Origin of the sequence: Tomitella biformata AHU 1821 (genome assembly GCF_000524475.1) — a bacterium.
GTDB classification, from domain to species: Bacteria; Actinomycetota; Actinomycetes; order Mycobacteriales; family Mycobacteriaceae; genus Tomitella; species Tomitella biformata.
The window spans coordinates 1-15,136 of sequence record NZ_BAVQ01000021.1 but is presented as its reverse complement, the minus strand read 5'-3'; the positions used below and the strand labels follow the sequence as shown (position 1 = coordinate 15,136).

The window sequence follows — 15,136 nt, the reverse complement described above, 5'->3', positions numbered from 1 at the left end:
GATTGCCTACGAGGTAGCGTCAGTCGCAGTCGCTTCTGCGGCATAACCCCGTCCACTTTTCCGGGGGAACCTCAAGGGTGTCGGGCACGGGAAAGTCAAAGTCTAAGAAAGTTTGAAGTTCGTTTGACTCTCGTTGGGAGCAGCTATGAAGACGCCAGCTCCGCTCCCGTCCTTTATTCAGGCATTCAAGGAGGTTGGGCAGGATCTTGACAGGCTTGTCCATGTCCTCGGCGTGGCAGAGCAGGCCGGCGACCGGGACTATCTGACGTGGGACAAGATCCGGTTCAAGCAGCCGCCGAGTGGGCTGACGCATGAGGACTGGTGGTTCGCGATCAAGATGGGGCGTCGCTCGGCGCTGCGTCCTCTGCCTCTGACGGTGCGGGGCGAGGACGGCGACACGAACCTGAAGTACGCGCTTCCGGACCGTGTGCTGAGGGCGCTGGACAATGTCGCTAACACCGCGAGCGGGCAGATCGCGTTGCCGAGCAATGTGCTGGGGGCGGCGTCCAACGAGCGGTTCGTGATCGCCTCGCTCATCGAGGAGTCGATCAGCTCCAGCCAGCTGGAAGGCGCTTCAACCAGTCGGCGGGTGGCGAAGGACATGCTCGTTCACAACAAGCAGCCGCGGACTCTCAGCGAGCAGATGATCGTCAACAACTATCGGGCGATGCAGCATGTCCGGGAGATTCAGGACCAGGACTTCACGCCTGAGGCGATCTGCGAGATCCACCGGATCGTCACCGATCAGACGCCGGAGAACCCCGACGCGGCCGGCCAGATCCAGGCCGATCCCGACCCCGCGGACAGGGTCAAGATTCTCGATGAGCACGGGAAGGTGCTGCACAGCCCGCCGCCAGCGGTAGAGCTACCAGGCCGGCTGCAGGCGCTCTGCGACTTCGCGAATGCGGGGCCGGATGCCGACCCATATGTGCCTCCGGTGGTGCGGGCCCTCGCAATCCACTTCATGGCCGGGTACGACCACTACTTCGAGGACGGCAACGGCCGGACCGTCCGGGTGCTCTTCTACTGGTCGATGCTGAAGCAGGGGTACTGGCTGACGGAGCACCTGGCGATTTCCAACATCTTGCGGAAGGCTCCGTCGAAGTACGCGCGTTCTTTCATCCACACCGAGCAGGATGACGGCGACCTCACCTACTTCCTCGTCTATCACTTGGCTGTGATCCAGCGGGCGATCGAGGAGCTGGACGCATACCTGCTACAGCGGTCTACAGATATCCGCCGGGTGCAGGCGATGGCACGGCCGGGTGTCAGCGGCTTCAACTACCGGCAGGCGGAGCTGCTTGAGTCGGCGGTGCGGAACCCGACGAATTACTACACGGTGGATTCGCACAGTGGCTATCACGGCGTGTCGAAGCAGACGGCTCGTAACGATCTCTACGAACTTGAGCGCCGGGAGTTGCTGGAGCGGACGAAGTTGGGCCGTCAGTTCGCATGGGTTCCCAAGGCCGGCTTGCTGGAGACGCTGCAGCCCAGCGTTCCACTGTGGGGTGAGTAAATGCCCCCCGCGACTAGGGCCAAGCCACTGGTGGTGCGCGCGGCGCAAACACGCCGATGAGGGGGTGAATCACGGTGTCTGCGGGTGGGCTATCTAACCTACGTGTGGAGGGCGGCGGATCCTCTAAAACCTAGGAGTGCAGATGTCACACGTGATCTTTCAGTTCCTGCTCGAGCATGGCGTCCCCACCGACGTCGCCACCGCGATCGCCACGGCTCTGATGTACCGCCCCTGATCTGGGGTTCATCAGGGGCGGGAAACGCGCCAAGCGCAGAGGCTTTTGTTCGGATTTCGAGTCGAATTCCGTACAAAACCCTCTGCGCTCGCGTGGTTCTAGAGGCCTATGCGGCCGCTATCAGGCCCAGTCGTCGTCGGTGGTGGCTTCCTGCTTGCCGATGACATAGGAGCTGCCCGAGCCGGAGAAGAAGTCGTGGTTTTCCGCGGCGCCGGGGTCCAGCGAGGAGAGGATCTCGGGGGGCACGACGCAGTCGTCGGCGGGGAACAGTGGCTCGTAGCCGAGGTTCGAGAGCGCCTTGTTCGCGTTGAAGCGCATGTACGGCAGCACGTCGCCGGTCCAGCCCAGGCCGTCGTAGAGCTCACGGGCGTAGTCGACCTCGTTCTCGTAGAGCTCCATCAACATCGAGTACGCGTAGTCCTTGAGCTCAGCCTGGCGCTCGGGGGTCTCCTGCTCGAGCGCGCGCTGGAACTTATAGCCGATGTAGTAGCCGTGCACGGCCTCGTCGCGGATGATCAGCCGAATGATGTCCGCGGTGTTCGTCAGCTTGCCGCGCGAGGAGTAGTACAGCGGCAGGAAGAAGCCGGAGTAGAACAGGAAGGACTCCAGCATGACCGACGCGATCTTGCGCTTGAGCGCGTCGTCGCCGGAGTAGTAGCGCAGGATGATCCGCGCCTTCTGCTGCAGAAACTTGTTCTCCTCGGACCAGCGGAACGCCGCCTGGATCTCGGGGGTCGTCGCCAGGGTGGAGAAGATGGAACTGTAGCTCTTCGCGTGGATCGACTCCATGAACGCGAAGTTCGTCAGCACCGCCTCCTCGTGCGGGGTCTGCGCGTCGGGCATCATCTCGATGACGCCGACGGTGCCCTGCATGGTGTCGAGCAGCGTGAGGCCGGTGAACACGCGCATCGTGATCAGCTGCTCGTCCGCGGTCAGGGTGGACCAGGAGGGCACGTCGTTGGACAGCGGCACCTTCTCCGGCACCCAGAAGTTGTTGACGACCCGATGCCACACGTCGAGGTCGGTCTGGTCCTGGATGGAGTTCCAGTCGATGGCCTTCACACTGTCGACGAGCTTGCTCAAGGTGTCTCTCTCCCTGCTACTTGGAATGCCCCACCATGCACCATCACCGGGCTGGCGCGATCGCCCGCCTTGCCAAAAATGACGGGGGTCACCAGGCTATCTCTTCTTGGTCGTCTGCATCCAGTGCTGTGACGGGGATTCCCACCGGGCGGCCGCCGCGGCGGTGAGGTGAATGTGACGCCTCTGTGATCGTGAGCGCGTGCTGGGGAAACACCCGATTCCTATCGTTAGGCCTCTCCCCACTACTAGGAGGCCGAGAGATGAAGCACCACATCGAGAACTGGGACCCCGAGAACGTCGACGCCTGGGAGGCGGGCGGCAAGCACGTCGCCCGGCGCAACCTGATCTGGTCCGTCGTCGCCGAGCACGTCGGCTTCTCCATCTGGTCCGTCTGGTCGGTGATGGTGCTGTTCATGCCCACCGAGGTCTACGGCATCGACGCGGCGGGCAAGTTCGCGCTGGTCGCGGTGCCGACGCTGTTCGGCTCGCTGCTGCGGATCCCGTACACGGTGGCGACGGCCCGCTTCGGCGGCCGGAACTGGACGATCTTCAGCGCGCTGGTGCTGCTCGTCCCGACGGTGGCGACGCTGGTGCTGATGCTCAACCCCGGCGCCTCGTACACGACGTTCCTGATCGTCGCGGCGCTCGCGGGCGTGGGCGGTGGCAACTTCGCGTCGTCGATGGCCAATATCAACTCGTTCTACCCGCAGCGGCTCAAGGGCTGGGCGCTGGGCCTGAACGCGGGTGGCGGCAACCTCGGCGTGCCGGTGATCCAGCTGATCGGCCTCGGGGTCATCGCGGTCGCCGGCAACCGCGCGCCGTATCTGGTGTGCGCGGTGTACCTGGTGTTTATCGCGGTGGCGGCGCTCGGGGCGGCGCTGTTCATGGACAACCTCGCCGATCAGCACGCGGACCTGCGCTCGATGGCCACGGCGCTGCGCCGGCCGCGGTCCTGGGCGATCTGCTTCCTCTACATCGGCACCTTCGGCTCGTTCATCGGCTTCAGCTTCGCGTTCGGCCAGGTGCTCGCGATCCACTTCACCGAGGGCGGGGCCACGCCGGCGCAGGCATCCCTGCAGGCGGCGCAGATCGCGTTCATCGGTCCGCTGCTCGGCTCGGTGGCCCGCCCGTTCGGCGGCAAGCTGGCGGATCGGATCGGCGGGGGGAAGATCACCCTGTGCACCTTCGCGGGCATGGCGCTGGCCGCGCTGCTCCTGGTCCTCGGCGACTCGATGGCGGTGCTCACCGCCGGGTTCGTGGCGCTGTTCCTGCTCTCGGGGATCGGCAACGGCTCGGTGTACAAGATGATCCCGACGACGTTCGCGGGGGAGGGCGCCCGCACGGCGCAGCCGCTGACCGGGGCGCTGATCGGCTTCGCCGGCGCGGTCGGTGGCCTGGGCGGGGTGGGCATCAACCTGGTGCTGCGGGCCTCGTACGCGGGGGAGTCGGGCACGGCGACGGCGGCGTTCGCGGTGTTCGGCGGCTTCTACCTCGCGTGCATCGCCGTCACGTGGGCGACGTTCCTGCGCCAGCCCGCGACGGCCAGTGTCGCGGTGCCGGCATGACGACAGGGACAAAGACGCACTGCCCCTACTGCGGGCTGCAGTGCGCGATGACGGTGACCGCCGCCGGCGTGGTCGGCGCGCGCGAGTTCCCGACCAACCGGGGCGGGCTGTGCCACAAGGGCTGGACCAGCGCCGCACTGCTGCGGCACCCGGAGCGGATCACGACCCCGCTGGTGCGCTCGGAGGGCGAGTTGCGCCCGACCACATGGGATTCCGCGCTCAATGCCGTCGCCGACGGGATTCGCCGGGCGCAGAACGCCGGCGGCCGGGACGCGGTGGCGGTGTTCGGCAGCGGCGGGCTGACCAACGAGAAGGCCTACCAGCTCGGCAAATTCGCGCGGGTGGCGCTGGGCACCGCGAACATCGACTACAACGGGCGATTCTGCATGTCATCGGCGGCCGCGGCCGGGACGGCGGCGTTCGGGGTGGACCGAGGACTGCCGTTCCCGGTCTCGGACCTGACCGGTGCCGGCGCGGTAATGCTGTGGGGCGCCAACGTCGCGGAGACGATGCCGCCGCTGGCCGGGCACTTCACCGGGCGGCTGATTGTCGCGGACCCGCGGCGCACCCCGACGGCGCAGCGCGCGCTCGACGGCGGGGGCCTGCACCTGCAGCTGGCCCCGGGCACGGACCTCGCGCTGGCGCTGGGCCTGATGCACGTGGCGGTGCTCGACGGTTTCATCGACCGCGAGTACGTCCAGCGGCGCACCGTCGGCTTCGAGGAGGCATGGTTATCCGCCGCGCACTGGTGGCCCGAACGCGCCGAGCGCGTCACCGGTGTGCCCGTGGACCAGATGCGTCGGGCCGTCGAGATGCTGTGGGACGCACGACAGTCCGATGCGGGTTCCTACATCTTGACGGCGCGCGGCGCGGAGCAGCACGCGACCGGCACCGATACCGTCGCCGCGGTGATCGGGCTGGCCCTGACGCTCGGCCTGCCGGGCCGGCGCGGGTCCGGCTACGGCTGCCTCACCGGGCAGGGCAACGGGCAGGGCGGCCGCGAGCACGGGCTCAAGGCGGATCAGCTCCCCGGCTACCGCAAGATCACCGACCCGGCGGCCCGCGAGCACGTCGCGGCGGTGTGGGGCGTGGACCCGGCGGAGCTGCCCGGACCTGGCTTGAGTGCCTACACGCTGCTAGATGCGCTGGGCCGGCCGGCGGGCCCGCGGGCGCTGCTGGTGCACGGCGCAAACCCCGCGGTGTCTGCGCCGCGAGCCGGCCACGTCGCGGAAAGGCTTGCGGCGCTTGATCTCCTGGTGGTGTGCGATTTCGTGCTCTCGGAGACGGCGGCGATGGCGGACGTGGTGCTGCCGGTGTTGCAGTGGGCGGAGGAGGAGGGGACGATGACGAATCTTGAGGGCCGCGTCCTGCGTCGCCGCCGCGCCGTGGAGCCCCCGGCGGGAGCCCGCGGCGAGCTGTGGGTCCTGGCGGAACTGGCCCGCCGCCTCGGCCGGACCGGGTTCGCGTCGGAGCCGGTCGAGGTGTTCGACGAGCTGCGCCGCGCCTCCGCCGGTGGCCCCGCGGACTATGCCGGCGTCAGCTACGCGCGGCTCGACGCGGGGGAGGCGCTGCACTGGCCGTGCCCGGACGAGACCCACCCGGGGACGCCGCGGTTGTTTTTGGACCGCTTCGCCACGCCGAACGGGCGTGCCCGGTTCGCGGCCGTCGCGCACCGCGGCCCCGCGGAGGTACCTGACGCGCAGTATCCGCTGACTGCCACCACCGGCCGGGTGCTCACGCACTATCAATCCGGGGCGCAGACCCGCCGGGTGCCGGAGCTCGCCGAGGCGGCCGGCGGGATGTTCGTGCAGGTCCACCCGGATATCGCCCGCCAGGCTGGGCTGGTCGACGGTGACGCGGCCGCGGTGGTCAGCCGCCGCGGCACGGTGCGCGCGGCGGTGCGCTGCGACGACACCATGCGCCTGGACACCGTCTTCCTGCCCTTCCACTTTCCCGGCGCGGGGCGGGCGAACCTGATCACCAACCCGGCCCTGGACCCGAGGAGCTCGATGCCGGAGTTCAAGGCGTGCGCCGTCCGATTGGAGCCGACATGAGCCGCAGGATTGTGATCGTGGGGAACGGCATGGCCGGCTCGCGGCTGGCGGAGGAGCTGCGGACCCGCTGTGCGGATCAGATCGTGGTGCTCGGAGACGAGGCGCACGACGCGTACAACCGGGTGCTGCTGCCGCACGTGCTGGCCGGCGAGCTCGACCCGGACGCGACGCGGTTGCGGCCCGAGGGCTGGTGCGCGGAGCAGTCGATTACGGTGCGGCGCGGTGTGCGGGCCTCAGTGATCGACGTCGACGCCCAGTGCGTTGTGTGCGCCGACGGCTCCACGCAGCCGTATGACGAGCTAATCCTGGCGACCGGCAGCAGTCCGTTCCTGCCGGACATCGAGGGGATCGGGCACCCGGCGGTCACCGCGCTGCGGACCCTGGAGGACTGCGCGCGGGTCGACTCGGCCGTGCGCGCGGGGGCGCGCGTCGTCGTGCTCGGCGGCGGCCTGCTCGGGCTGGAGGCGGCACGCGGGCTGCTCTCGCGCGGGGCGGCCGTGACCGTCGTGCACCCGCACCCGCACCCGATGGAGCGGCAGATGGACGCCGACGGGGGCGCGGTGCTCGCGCGGCTGCTGGCCGAGATGGGGGTGGAGCTGGTCCTGGGGCGCCGCGCCGCGGCGTTCACCGGCACGCACGTGGTCCTCGACGACGGCGCCGAGCTCCCCGCGGACCTCGTCGTGGTCTCCGCCGGGGTCCGCCCGCGGGCAGAGTTGGCCGCGGCGTCGGGCATCGAGGTGCGGCGCGGGGTCGTCGTCGACGATGAGCTGCGGACGAGCGCGCCGCATGTGTGGGCGATCGGGGAGTGCGCGGAGCACCGCGGCCAGGTCTCCGGCTTGGTGCAGCCGGGGTGGGATCAGGCGGCCGTCGTCGCGGACCTGATCTCCGGCGCGGACCCCAAGGCCACGTATGAGGGGACGCCGACGATTACCCGGCTCAAAGCGCGCGGCATCGACCTGACCTCGATGGGCGAGGTGGGGGCGGACCTGCACGACGCCGACCACGAGGTGCTCACGCTCGCCGACCCGCGCCGCGGCAGCTACGCGAAGCTCGTCGTGCGCTCCGGCCGCATCGTCGGTGCCCTGCTGCTCGGCCGGCCTGACGCCGCCGGCGAGGTCAGTCAGCTCTTCGACACCCAGCGGCGGATCCCGGAGGACCGGCTCGCGCTGCTGACCGGCCGGGTGGGAGCGGCGACTCAGAAAGCGGCTAGCCCGGGGACGCTGCCGGACTCGGCGGTGCTGTGCCGCTGCAACTCGGTGACCAAGGGGCAGGTGGTCGCGGCATGGCAGGCGGGCGCGCGGACCACAGGGGCAATAGCCGAGCGGACCCGGGCGACGACGGGGTGCGGCGGGTGCGCGGGGGAGGTGGCCGGGCTGTGCGCGTGGCTGGGCGAGAAGTCCGCGGCGGAGGGTGCGGTGGTGGCACACGGGGCGGCGTAGGTGGTCGAGAATGCCGCGCCGCCGCGCTCAAGAGATCGCTGGGCGATGGTCGACGAGGCCGTGCTGGTGGAGCCATCCATCGCCGCGGCCCGACATGATGTCCGCGATACCGTCTGCGGAAACGGACGTGATTATGGGCGTAACCTACGGTGGCGGTCATCGGAAGTATCCGATAATCGCTCGTTACGTCAGGTGGCTGCTGTGTCGAAGGCCAGCACGCGTTGCAGGCTGCCGCCCAGAATCGTGGACGACAGCACCACGCTCACGGACACGCAGGCACTGGCCACGGTGGCCTTGACCAGCGGCGTGATGACCTGGCGTTCCTCCAACTCGTCCAGGACATGTGAGTCCCCGAACTGTGACAGCACTGCCGCAGCTTGTGCCGCGACGTTCTCCGACACTGCGACGGTCAGTACCGGCCACCCGTTGGCCGGCGTGGACTCCGTGGTCGCTCGTGCCGAGTGCAGCCGCCGCCTGACCGCACCCATCTCGTGACACAGCGTGGCGACGTCCGAAGTTGGCATATGCCGTCGGTTCCCGCTGGCCTCGGCCGAGTCGGCGACCGGCTCAAACAACGTTGGGTGCTGCCACGAGGTCAACATCTGCTCGCCAGTGACGAGCGCGGCGAGAGTGTCGCCGTACAGGGTCGCGGGGATAGCAACAAGGCAACTTCCGCCCCCATCAATCGCACTGTCGATATCCGAGCCCGGGTAGACAAACTGCGATCTATCAACATCCACGGGCAACTCATCCAGCTCCGCCTCCGAGAGGCCTACCTCGGCACGGTCGTCGATGTGGTCGGTGACCGCCTGCGCCCACGCCTCGAGGTTAACTCGGGTCCCGAGCTGGTCACTGTCACGCGCGGCGAGACCGCACATGTCGGCCACGATCGGGGCCAGATGCGTCAGCGCGTCGATCACCTCAGTCTCGTCGTAGGAGCGACCGATCGATGCTGCGACAGCGGGTGCGTAGTGCTCGATCCACTGGAATTCCGAGTCCATAGCCATAGTGGGCATTGTGCACAGGTCCCCGGCACTCTTGCCGGCGCCTCCGCATATTCAGTGCCGTTGTCTCTGTTCGGCAGAGTCTGCGCATCGCCATCGTTCGATCAGTGCGCCCGGCCTTCCGTCGGTGGCCGCTGACATGATGGTCACACGACCTGCCCCGGTGGCAGGAGATTCGTACAGGTTTCCGGCCGGGACAGAAGTGGGGTGGGCGCTGTGGCGTCAGTGCACGAAGTGATCGAGGCGTTCCGCACAGCACCCTCGAACTCCGAACGCGGCACCAAGTTCGAGCAGCTCATGGTCCGCTACTTCCAACTCGATCCCACCCTGGGCCAGCAGTACGACCAGGTCTGGCGGTGGATGGACTGGCCCGGCCGGGACGGCAAGCCCGACACCGGCATCGACCTCGTCGCCCGCGAACGCGACACCGGCGCCTACACCGCGATCCAGTGCAAGTTCTACGAGCCCACCTCGACACTGTCGAAGGGCGATATCGACTCCTTCTTCACCGCCTCGGGCAAAAAGCCGTTCAGCAATCGGCTGATCATCTCCACCACCGACCGGTGGGGCTCCAACGCCGAAGCGGCGCTTGCCGATCAGGTGATCCCCGTGCAGCGCATCGGGCTGGCGGAGATCGCGGAGTCGCCGATTAACTGGGACATCGCCCGCCCCGACGCAGACTTCCAGGTCACGCTGACCGAGGCGGTGCGGCACGAGCCCCGGACACATCAGCAGGAGGCGATGGACGCCGTCTTCGGCGGCTTCAATGCCGGCAACGACCGCGGCAAGCTGATCATGGCGTGTGGCACCGGCAAGACGTTCACGGCGCTGAAGATCGCGGAGCGCACCGCGGCAGAGAACGGTGGCAGCGCCCGCATCCTGTTCGCCGTCCCCTCGATCTCCCTGCTCTCGCAGACCCTGCGGGAGTGGACCGCGCAGACAAAACTCGACCTGCGGGCGTTCGCCGTGTGCTCGGACCAGAAGGTCTCGCGGTCGGCGGAGGACATCAACGCCTACGACGTCGCGATCCCCGTCACCACCGACCCGATCAAGCTCGTCGCCGAGATGGGCCACCGCAAACGCGCCAAGGGCCTAACGGTCGTGTTCACCACCTACCAATCCCTCCCCGTAGTCGCCGCGGCGCAAACCCAGGGTGTGGACCCGTTCGACCTGGTGATCTGCGACGAGGCGCACCGCACCACCGGTGTCACTCTGTTCGGCAATGACGAGTCGAACTTCGTGCGCGTGCACGACGGAGACTTCCTCAAAGCCTCCCGCCGGTTGTACATGACCGCCACACCGCGGATCTTCGATGACAACGTCCGGGCCAAGGCCGACGAGCACTCCGCCGAGATCACCTCCATGGACGACGAGGACACCTACGGCCCTGAGTTCCACCGCCTCTCCTTCGGCGAAGCCGTCGACCGCGGCCTACTCACCGACTACAAAGTCATCGTCCTGACCGTCGACGAGTCCGTCATGGCCTCACCGCTGCAGGGCCAACTCGCTGGCAACGTCGGGGAGCTGCGCCTCGATGACGCGTCGAAGATCGTGGGCTGCTGGAACGGCCTCGCCAAACGCGCCGGCCAAACACCCGACGGCACCGGCTTCGCCCCCGGCGAGTTGCCGATGCGCCGGGCGGTCGCGTTCGCCAAGGACATCGCCGCCTCCAAGCAGGTCGCCGAAGTCTTCCCCGCCGTCGTCGACGCCTACCGCGACCTCCTCGCGACCAGCGAGGACGACGGCAACCGCGTCGACGCCACCAACCTGGACCTGACGTGCGCGGTCCGGCACGTCGACGGCACCTTCAACGCGCTCGAGCGCAACCGCGAGCTCGCCTGGCTCAAAGCCCCACTCCCGGAAGACGAGTGCCGGATCCTGACCAACGCCCGCTGCCTCTCCGAAGGAGTGGACGTGCCCGCGCTCGATGCGGTGATGTTCCTCAACCCCCGTAACTCGGTGGTCGACGTCGTCCAATCCGTCGGCCGCGTCATGCGCAAATCCCCCGACAAGGACTACGGCTACATCATCTTGCCCGTCGCCGTCCCCGCCGGCGTCAGCCCCGCGGCGGCGCTCAACGACAACGTGAAGTTCAAGGTCGTCTGGCAGGTCCTCAACGCCCTACGCGCGCATGATGATCGGTTCAACGCGATGGTCAACTCCATCGCCCTCAACGCCAACACCCCCGGCAAGACAGATGGCAAGGGCACCGACCGGCTCCTCGGCGGGCACATCGGCTCTCTCTCCGGCGACGAGCACCTCGACGGCGCCGATGGATCCACCGACGGGCCCACCGATGCGGCAACGGTCGAGACTGACGCCTCGGGTGGTCAGATGGCCACGCAGATGGCCCTGTTCTCCCTCTCAGAGTGGCAGGAAGCGATCTACGCGAAGATCGTCGACAAGGTCGGCACCCGCGCCTACTGGGAGGACTGGGCAGGCGATGTCGCCAACATCGCCGCCGCCCTGACCACCCGCATCGACGCGATACTCACCGCCGCAGAGCCTGCAATCACCGCGGCGTTCGAGGATTTCCTGACTGGGCTGCGCGATAACCTCAACGACTCCATCAGCCATGCCGACGCCGTCTCCATGCTGGCGCAGCATTTGATCACCAAGCCGGTGTTCGACGCGCTGTTCGCCAGCCACGACTTCGCCGCCCACAACCCCGTCGCGATCGTCATGCAGGCCATGGTCGACCGCCTCGGCGGCGCGGGCCTGGAAGCGGAGACCAAGCATCTGGAGGGGTTCTACGACTCCGTCCGGATCCGTGCGGCGGAGGTCACCACTGCGGAGGGCAAGCAGCAGGTCATCGCGGATCTGTATGAGAAGTTCTTTAAGCTCGGCTTCCGCAAACAGTCCGAGGCCCTCGGTATCGTCTACACCCCGGTGGAGATCGTCGACTTCATCCTCCGCGCGGCAGATCAGGCATCACGCGACGCATTCGGCCGGGGCCTCACGGATGAGGGCGTGCACATCCTGGACCCGTTCACCGGCACCGGCACGTTCATGACCCGGCTGCTGCAGTCCGGGCTCATCGCCCCGTCGGATCTGGCCCGCAAGTACGCAAATGAGTTGCACGCCAACGAGATCATGCTGCTCGCGTACTACATCGCGGCGGTCAACATCGAGACCACCTACCACGCCCTCCCCGGCGCAGAAGGCGCTGCATACTCCCCGTTCGAGGGGGTCGTCCTCGCGGACACGTTCCAGATCACCGAGGAGGGCGACGAGCTCGACCTGAAGGTGTTCCCGCAGAACAACGACCGCATCGTGCGCCAGAACAAGATCCCCATCAACGTCGTCATCGGCAACCCGCCCTATTCGGTGGGGCAGACCTCGGCGAACGACCTGAACGCGAACATCGGCTACCCGACGTTGGACAAAAGGATCGAGACTACGTTCCTCCGCCGTGGATCAGGTTCCGCACGTGCAAGCATCTATGACTCATACATCCGTGCATTCCGGTGGGCCACTGACCGTATCGGCGATGCCGGGATCGTCGCGTTCGTCTCCAACGGCGGCTGGATCGATAGCAACACCGCCGACGGCATCCGCCTCTCCCTCGCAGACGAGTACTCGCGGATCTACGTCTACAACCTGCGCGGAAACCAGCGCACAGCCGGCGAGCTCTCCCGCAAGGAGGGAGGCAAAGTCTTCGGCTCCGGCAGCCGCAACACCGTCGCCATCCTCATCGGTGTCAAGGACCCCGCCCATACCGGCGGGTGCGAGGTGCTCTACCGGGACATCGGCGACTACCTGAGCCGCGAGGACAAACTGCGGATCGTCGACGAGGGCAACCTGACCACTGTCGAGTGGCAGGCCATCACCCCGAACAGCCACGGGGACTGGGTCAACCAGCGCAGCGACAAATTCCAGGAATGGCCTGCTATCGGGAGCAACCGCGCCAAGAATACGAAGCCTTTGGTCTTCGCGTCGTACTCCGCGGGTGTCAAGACGAACCGTGATGCTTGGGTATACGACTTCGCCGCATCGCGAGTCGAACACAATGTCCGCAGCATGATTGCCGAGTATGGAAAGCAACTGAGTACATACCCTGGGGGTTCCGACTCCGACGACATTAAGTCTCATATCGATCCTGATCCGAGGAAGATCAGCTGGAGCACTGGCCTTCGAACCCGCCTCGGCAAGAAAATCCCGCTGGTCTACGACGACACCGCCATTCGTGTCGGCGCGTATCGTCCGTTCACCAGCCAGTATCTCTATTTTGACAAGGGCTTGAACGAGGCCCGCAGCCTTCTTCCGTCGATGTTCCCGACCCCACACCACAAGAACCTCGGGTTCTACGCAATTGGGGTAGGTGCGACGGCCGACTTCTCCCTCCTGATGACGTCATCGCTACCTGATGTACAGATGCTCGGTGCCGGTCAGAATGGCCAGTTCTTCCCCCGCTGGACCTACGAGAAGGCCGAACCGTCAACGGGTGAGCTCGACCTCGAATCGGCTGGGGCCGGGGCAGTCGACGAGCATGGCTACCGCCGTATCGACAACATCACCGACACCATCCACGTGCTCTACCAGGCCGCGATCGGCAACCAGGTCACCAAAAACGACATCTTCTACTACGTCTACGGTCTCCTCCACGACCCCGCCTACCGCGAGACCTATGCGGCGGATCTGAAGAAGATGCTCCCGCACATCCCCACGCCGGAGACGCGGGATCGGTTCGTGCAGCTCGCCGCCGCCGGACGCAAGCTCGCCGAGCTACACGTGAACTACGAGGTCGTGGAGCCGTACGACCTCGACGTGCAGATCAAGCCCGGCGTCTCCGCGGAGGATCGTGAGACGTGGCGGGCGCAGAAGATGAAGTGGGGCAAGAAGAAAGACCCCGTCACCGGCAAGAACGTCGACGACCGCACCACTATCATCTACAACCCCAAGGTCACCATCACCGGCATCCCCGAGGACGCCGAAAGGTACATGCTCGGCTCCCGATCGGCGCTGGCCTGGGTCATCGACCGCTACCAAGTTAAAACCGACAAGCCCTCCGGGATCATCAACGACCCCAACGACTGGTGCGACGAGCACGAGGACCCGACCTACATCGTCAACCTCATCAAGCGGGTGGCGACGGTCGCGGTCGAAACGATGGAGGTTGTCGATGCCCTCGCATGATCTACGACTGGGCACACTTTCCTGGCAACGCCGAGCACACCGTCGATACCGGCAGGAGAGCTGAATTGGATGCCACGGACCTGCCCCGGTATTCCGATTTCATCCTCCCCGCGATTCGCGCCGTCCATGTACTTGGCGGATCGGCGAAGGCCAAGGAGATCCGCGAGCATGTCCTAGAAAGCGTCGACAACGCTGAGGACCTGCTCACCGTCACCCGGCCAAACAGGCCCGACTCTTCTGTTCTCATCGAGCGGATCGACTGGGGCCGCTCGTACGCCAAGCTCATCGGCGCAGTGGAAACCCCCTCACGGGGCCTCTACCTACTCACCGCGTTGGGCAAGGAATTGCTCAGCATCCCTGCTGCTGAGGCCGAACAGCAAGTCCTGGAGATGGACCGGGAGTACCGGCGCAACCGCCCGGCGAGGAAGAACCCGTCCACCACCAGTCCGTTGACTTCCAGTGAGGACCTCACTCCCGTTGAGGACGTGGACCTTGAGGAAGACGTCGTCGATGCCGAGTGGAGCGATGTTCTTCTTGGCCGTCTCCACCGGCTGACTCCCGTCGGGTTCGAGGAATTCGTGCTGTTCCTTCTGCGCCGCTACGGTCTTGAGCTCCGCAGGGTCGGTGGATCAGGGGATGAGGGCATCGATGGGATCGGCACCGCGCCACTGAGCCCTGTCCTGTCCTCCCGGGTGGCGGTGCAAGTGAAACGGTATGACCCGGATGGCCGGCCCATCGGCCGTGATGTTGTTGCTCTGTTCCAACGCGATGCCCAGGCCAAGGGTGCCGAGCGTGCCATCCTGGTCACCTTGGGCCGCTTCACCGAGGCTGCGAGGAAGGCGGCCACCATGGTCACGCCGACCGTCGATCTCATCGACGGGACACGGATCGCCGAACTCGTGCTCGAGCAGGAGGTCGGCGTGCGGATGGCCCCCAAAGTGGACGAGACCTGGTTCGACCGATTCGACTAGGCAAAGAGCTTCACAGACGCTCGCAAGTGACCGAGACTCCTGCAGTCTGCGTCGGGAATCGGTTATGTCCTGCAGGGTGGTGTACGAGCCCCGCAACATCGCTGACCAGGTCGGCGTGTTGACCGCCACGTAA

The 15,136-nt window shown here is 66.7% G+C and carries 8 protein-coding genes; 6 read left to right on the top strand and 2 right to left on the bottom strand.

The window, feature by feature from the left end; translation table 11 throughout:
* Positions 1-145 precede the first annotated feature (145 nt).
* Positions 146-1,516, top strand: a complete 1,371-nt coding sequence (locus TBIF_RS08190; RefSeq protein ID WP_024794340.1) for a Fic family protein — start codon at positions 146-148, stop codon at positions 1,514-1,516.
* Positions 1,517-1,871: 355 nt separating this feature from the next.
* On the opposite strand, the gene nrdF is transcribed toward TBIF_RS08190, so the two are convergent.
* Complete coding sequence (gene nrdF / locus TBIF_RS08180; RefSeq protein ID WP_024794339.1) at positions 1,872-2,834, bottom strand: class 1b ribonucleoside-diphosphate reductase subunit beta; 963 nt, start codon at positions 2,832-2,834, stop codon at positions 1,872-1,874.
* Between the two features lie 260 nt (positions 2,835-3,094).
* Here nrdF and TBIF_RS08175 point away from each other — a divergent pair, with 260 nt between their 5' ends.
* From TBIF_RS08175 to TBIF_RS08165, 3 genes are read left to right on the top strand one after another with little or no spacing between them, the layout of a single operon-like run.
* Positions 3,095-4,399, top strand: a complete 1,305-nt coding sequence (locus TBIF_RS08175) for an MFS transporter (RefSeq protein WP_024794338.1) — start codon at positions 3,095-3,097, stop codon at positions 4,397-4,399.
* Positions 4,396-6,453, top strand: coding sequence for a molybdopterin oxidoreductase family protein (locus tag TBIF_RS08170; RefSeq protein ID WP_024794337.1), 2,058 nt, complete (start codon positions 4,396-4,398; stop codon positions 6,451-6,453). The genes TBIF_RS08175 and TBIF_RS08170 overlap by 4 nt, the downstream gene beginning before the upstream one ends.
* The gene (locus tag TBIF_RS08165; RefSeq protein ID WP_024794336.1) at positions 6,450-7,892 is read left to right on the top strand and encodes an FAD-dependent oxidoreductase; all 1,443 of its coding nucleotides are present in this window, start codon (positions 6,450-6,452) and stop codon (positions 7,890-7,892) included. Before TBIF_RS08170 ends, TBIF_RS08165 begins: the two co-directional genes overlap by 4 nt.
* Positions 7,893-8,080: 188 nt before the next feature.
* On the opposite strand, the gene TBIF_RS08160 is transcribed toward TBIF_RS08165, so the two are convergent.
* A complete protein-coding gene (locus tag TBIF_RS08160) occupies positions 8,081-8,899 on the bottom strand; it encodes a hypothetical protein (RefSeq protein WP_148302206.1) in 819 nt (272 codons plus the stop codon).
* Between the two features lie 213 nt (positions 8,900-9,112).
* On the opposite strand from TBIF_RS08160, the gene TBIF_RS08155 reads away from it, so the two are divergent.
* Entirely contained in the window at positions 9,113-14,032 is a 4,920-nt protein-coding gene (locus tag TBIF_RS08155) for a DEAD/DEAH box helicase (RefSeq protein WP_024794334.1), read from the top strand.
* Positions 14,029-15,003 carry a restriction endonuclease gene (locus tag TBIF_RS08150; RefSeq protein WP_024794333.1) on the top strand — a complete coding sequence of 325 codons (975 nt, stop codon included), beginning with the start codon at positions 14,029-14,031 and terminating at the stop codon, positions 15,001-15,003. Before TBIF_RS08155 ends, TBIF_RS08150 begins: the two co-directional genes overlap by 4 nt.
* Positions 15,004-15,136 lie beyond the last annotated feature (133 nt).

Bases quoted from the DNA above. Each gene is read 5' to 3' on its own strand.
- TBIF_RS08190 (WP_024794340.1), top strand. From the start codon at position 146: ATGAAGACGCCAGCTCCGCTCCCGTCCTTTATTCAGGCATTCAAGGAG.
- TBIF_RS08175 (WP_024794338.1), top strand. From the start codon at position 3,095: ATGAAGCACCACATCGAGAACTGGGACCCCGAGAACGTCGACGCCTGG.
- TBIF_RS08170 (WP_024794337.1), top strand. From the start codon at position 4,396: ATGACGACAGGGACAAAGACGCACTGCCCCTACTGCGGGCTGCAGTGC.
- TBIF_RS08165 (WP_024794336.1), top strand. From the start codon at position 6,450: ATGAGCCGCAGGATTGTGATCGTGGGGAACGGCATGGCCGGCTCGCGG.
- TBIF_RS08160 (WP_148302206.1), bottom strand. From the start codon at position 8,899: ATGGCTATGGACTCGGAATTCCAGTGGATCGAGCACTACGCACCCGCT.
- TBIF_RS08150 (WP_024794333.1), top strand. From the start codon at position 14,029: ATGATCTACGACTGGGCACACTTTCCTGGCAACGCCGAGCACACCGTC.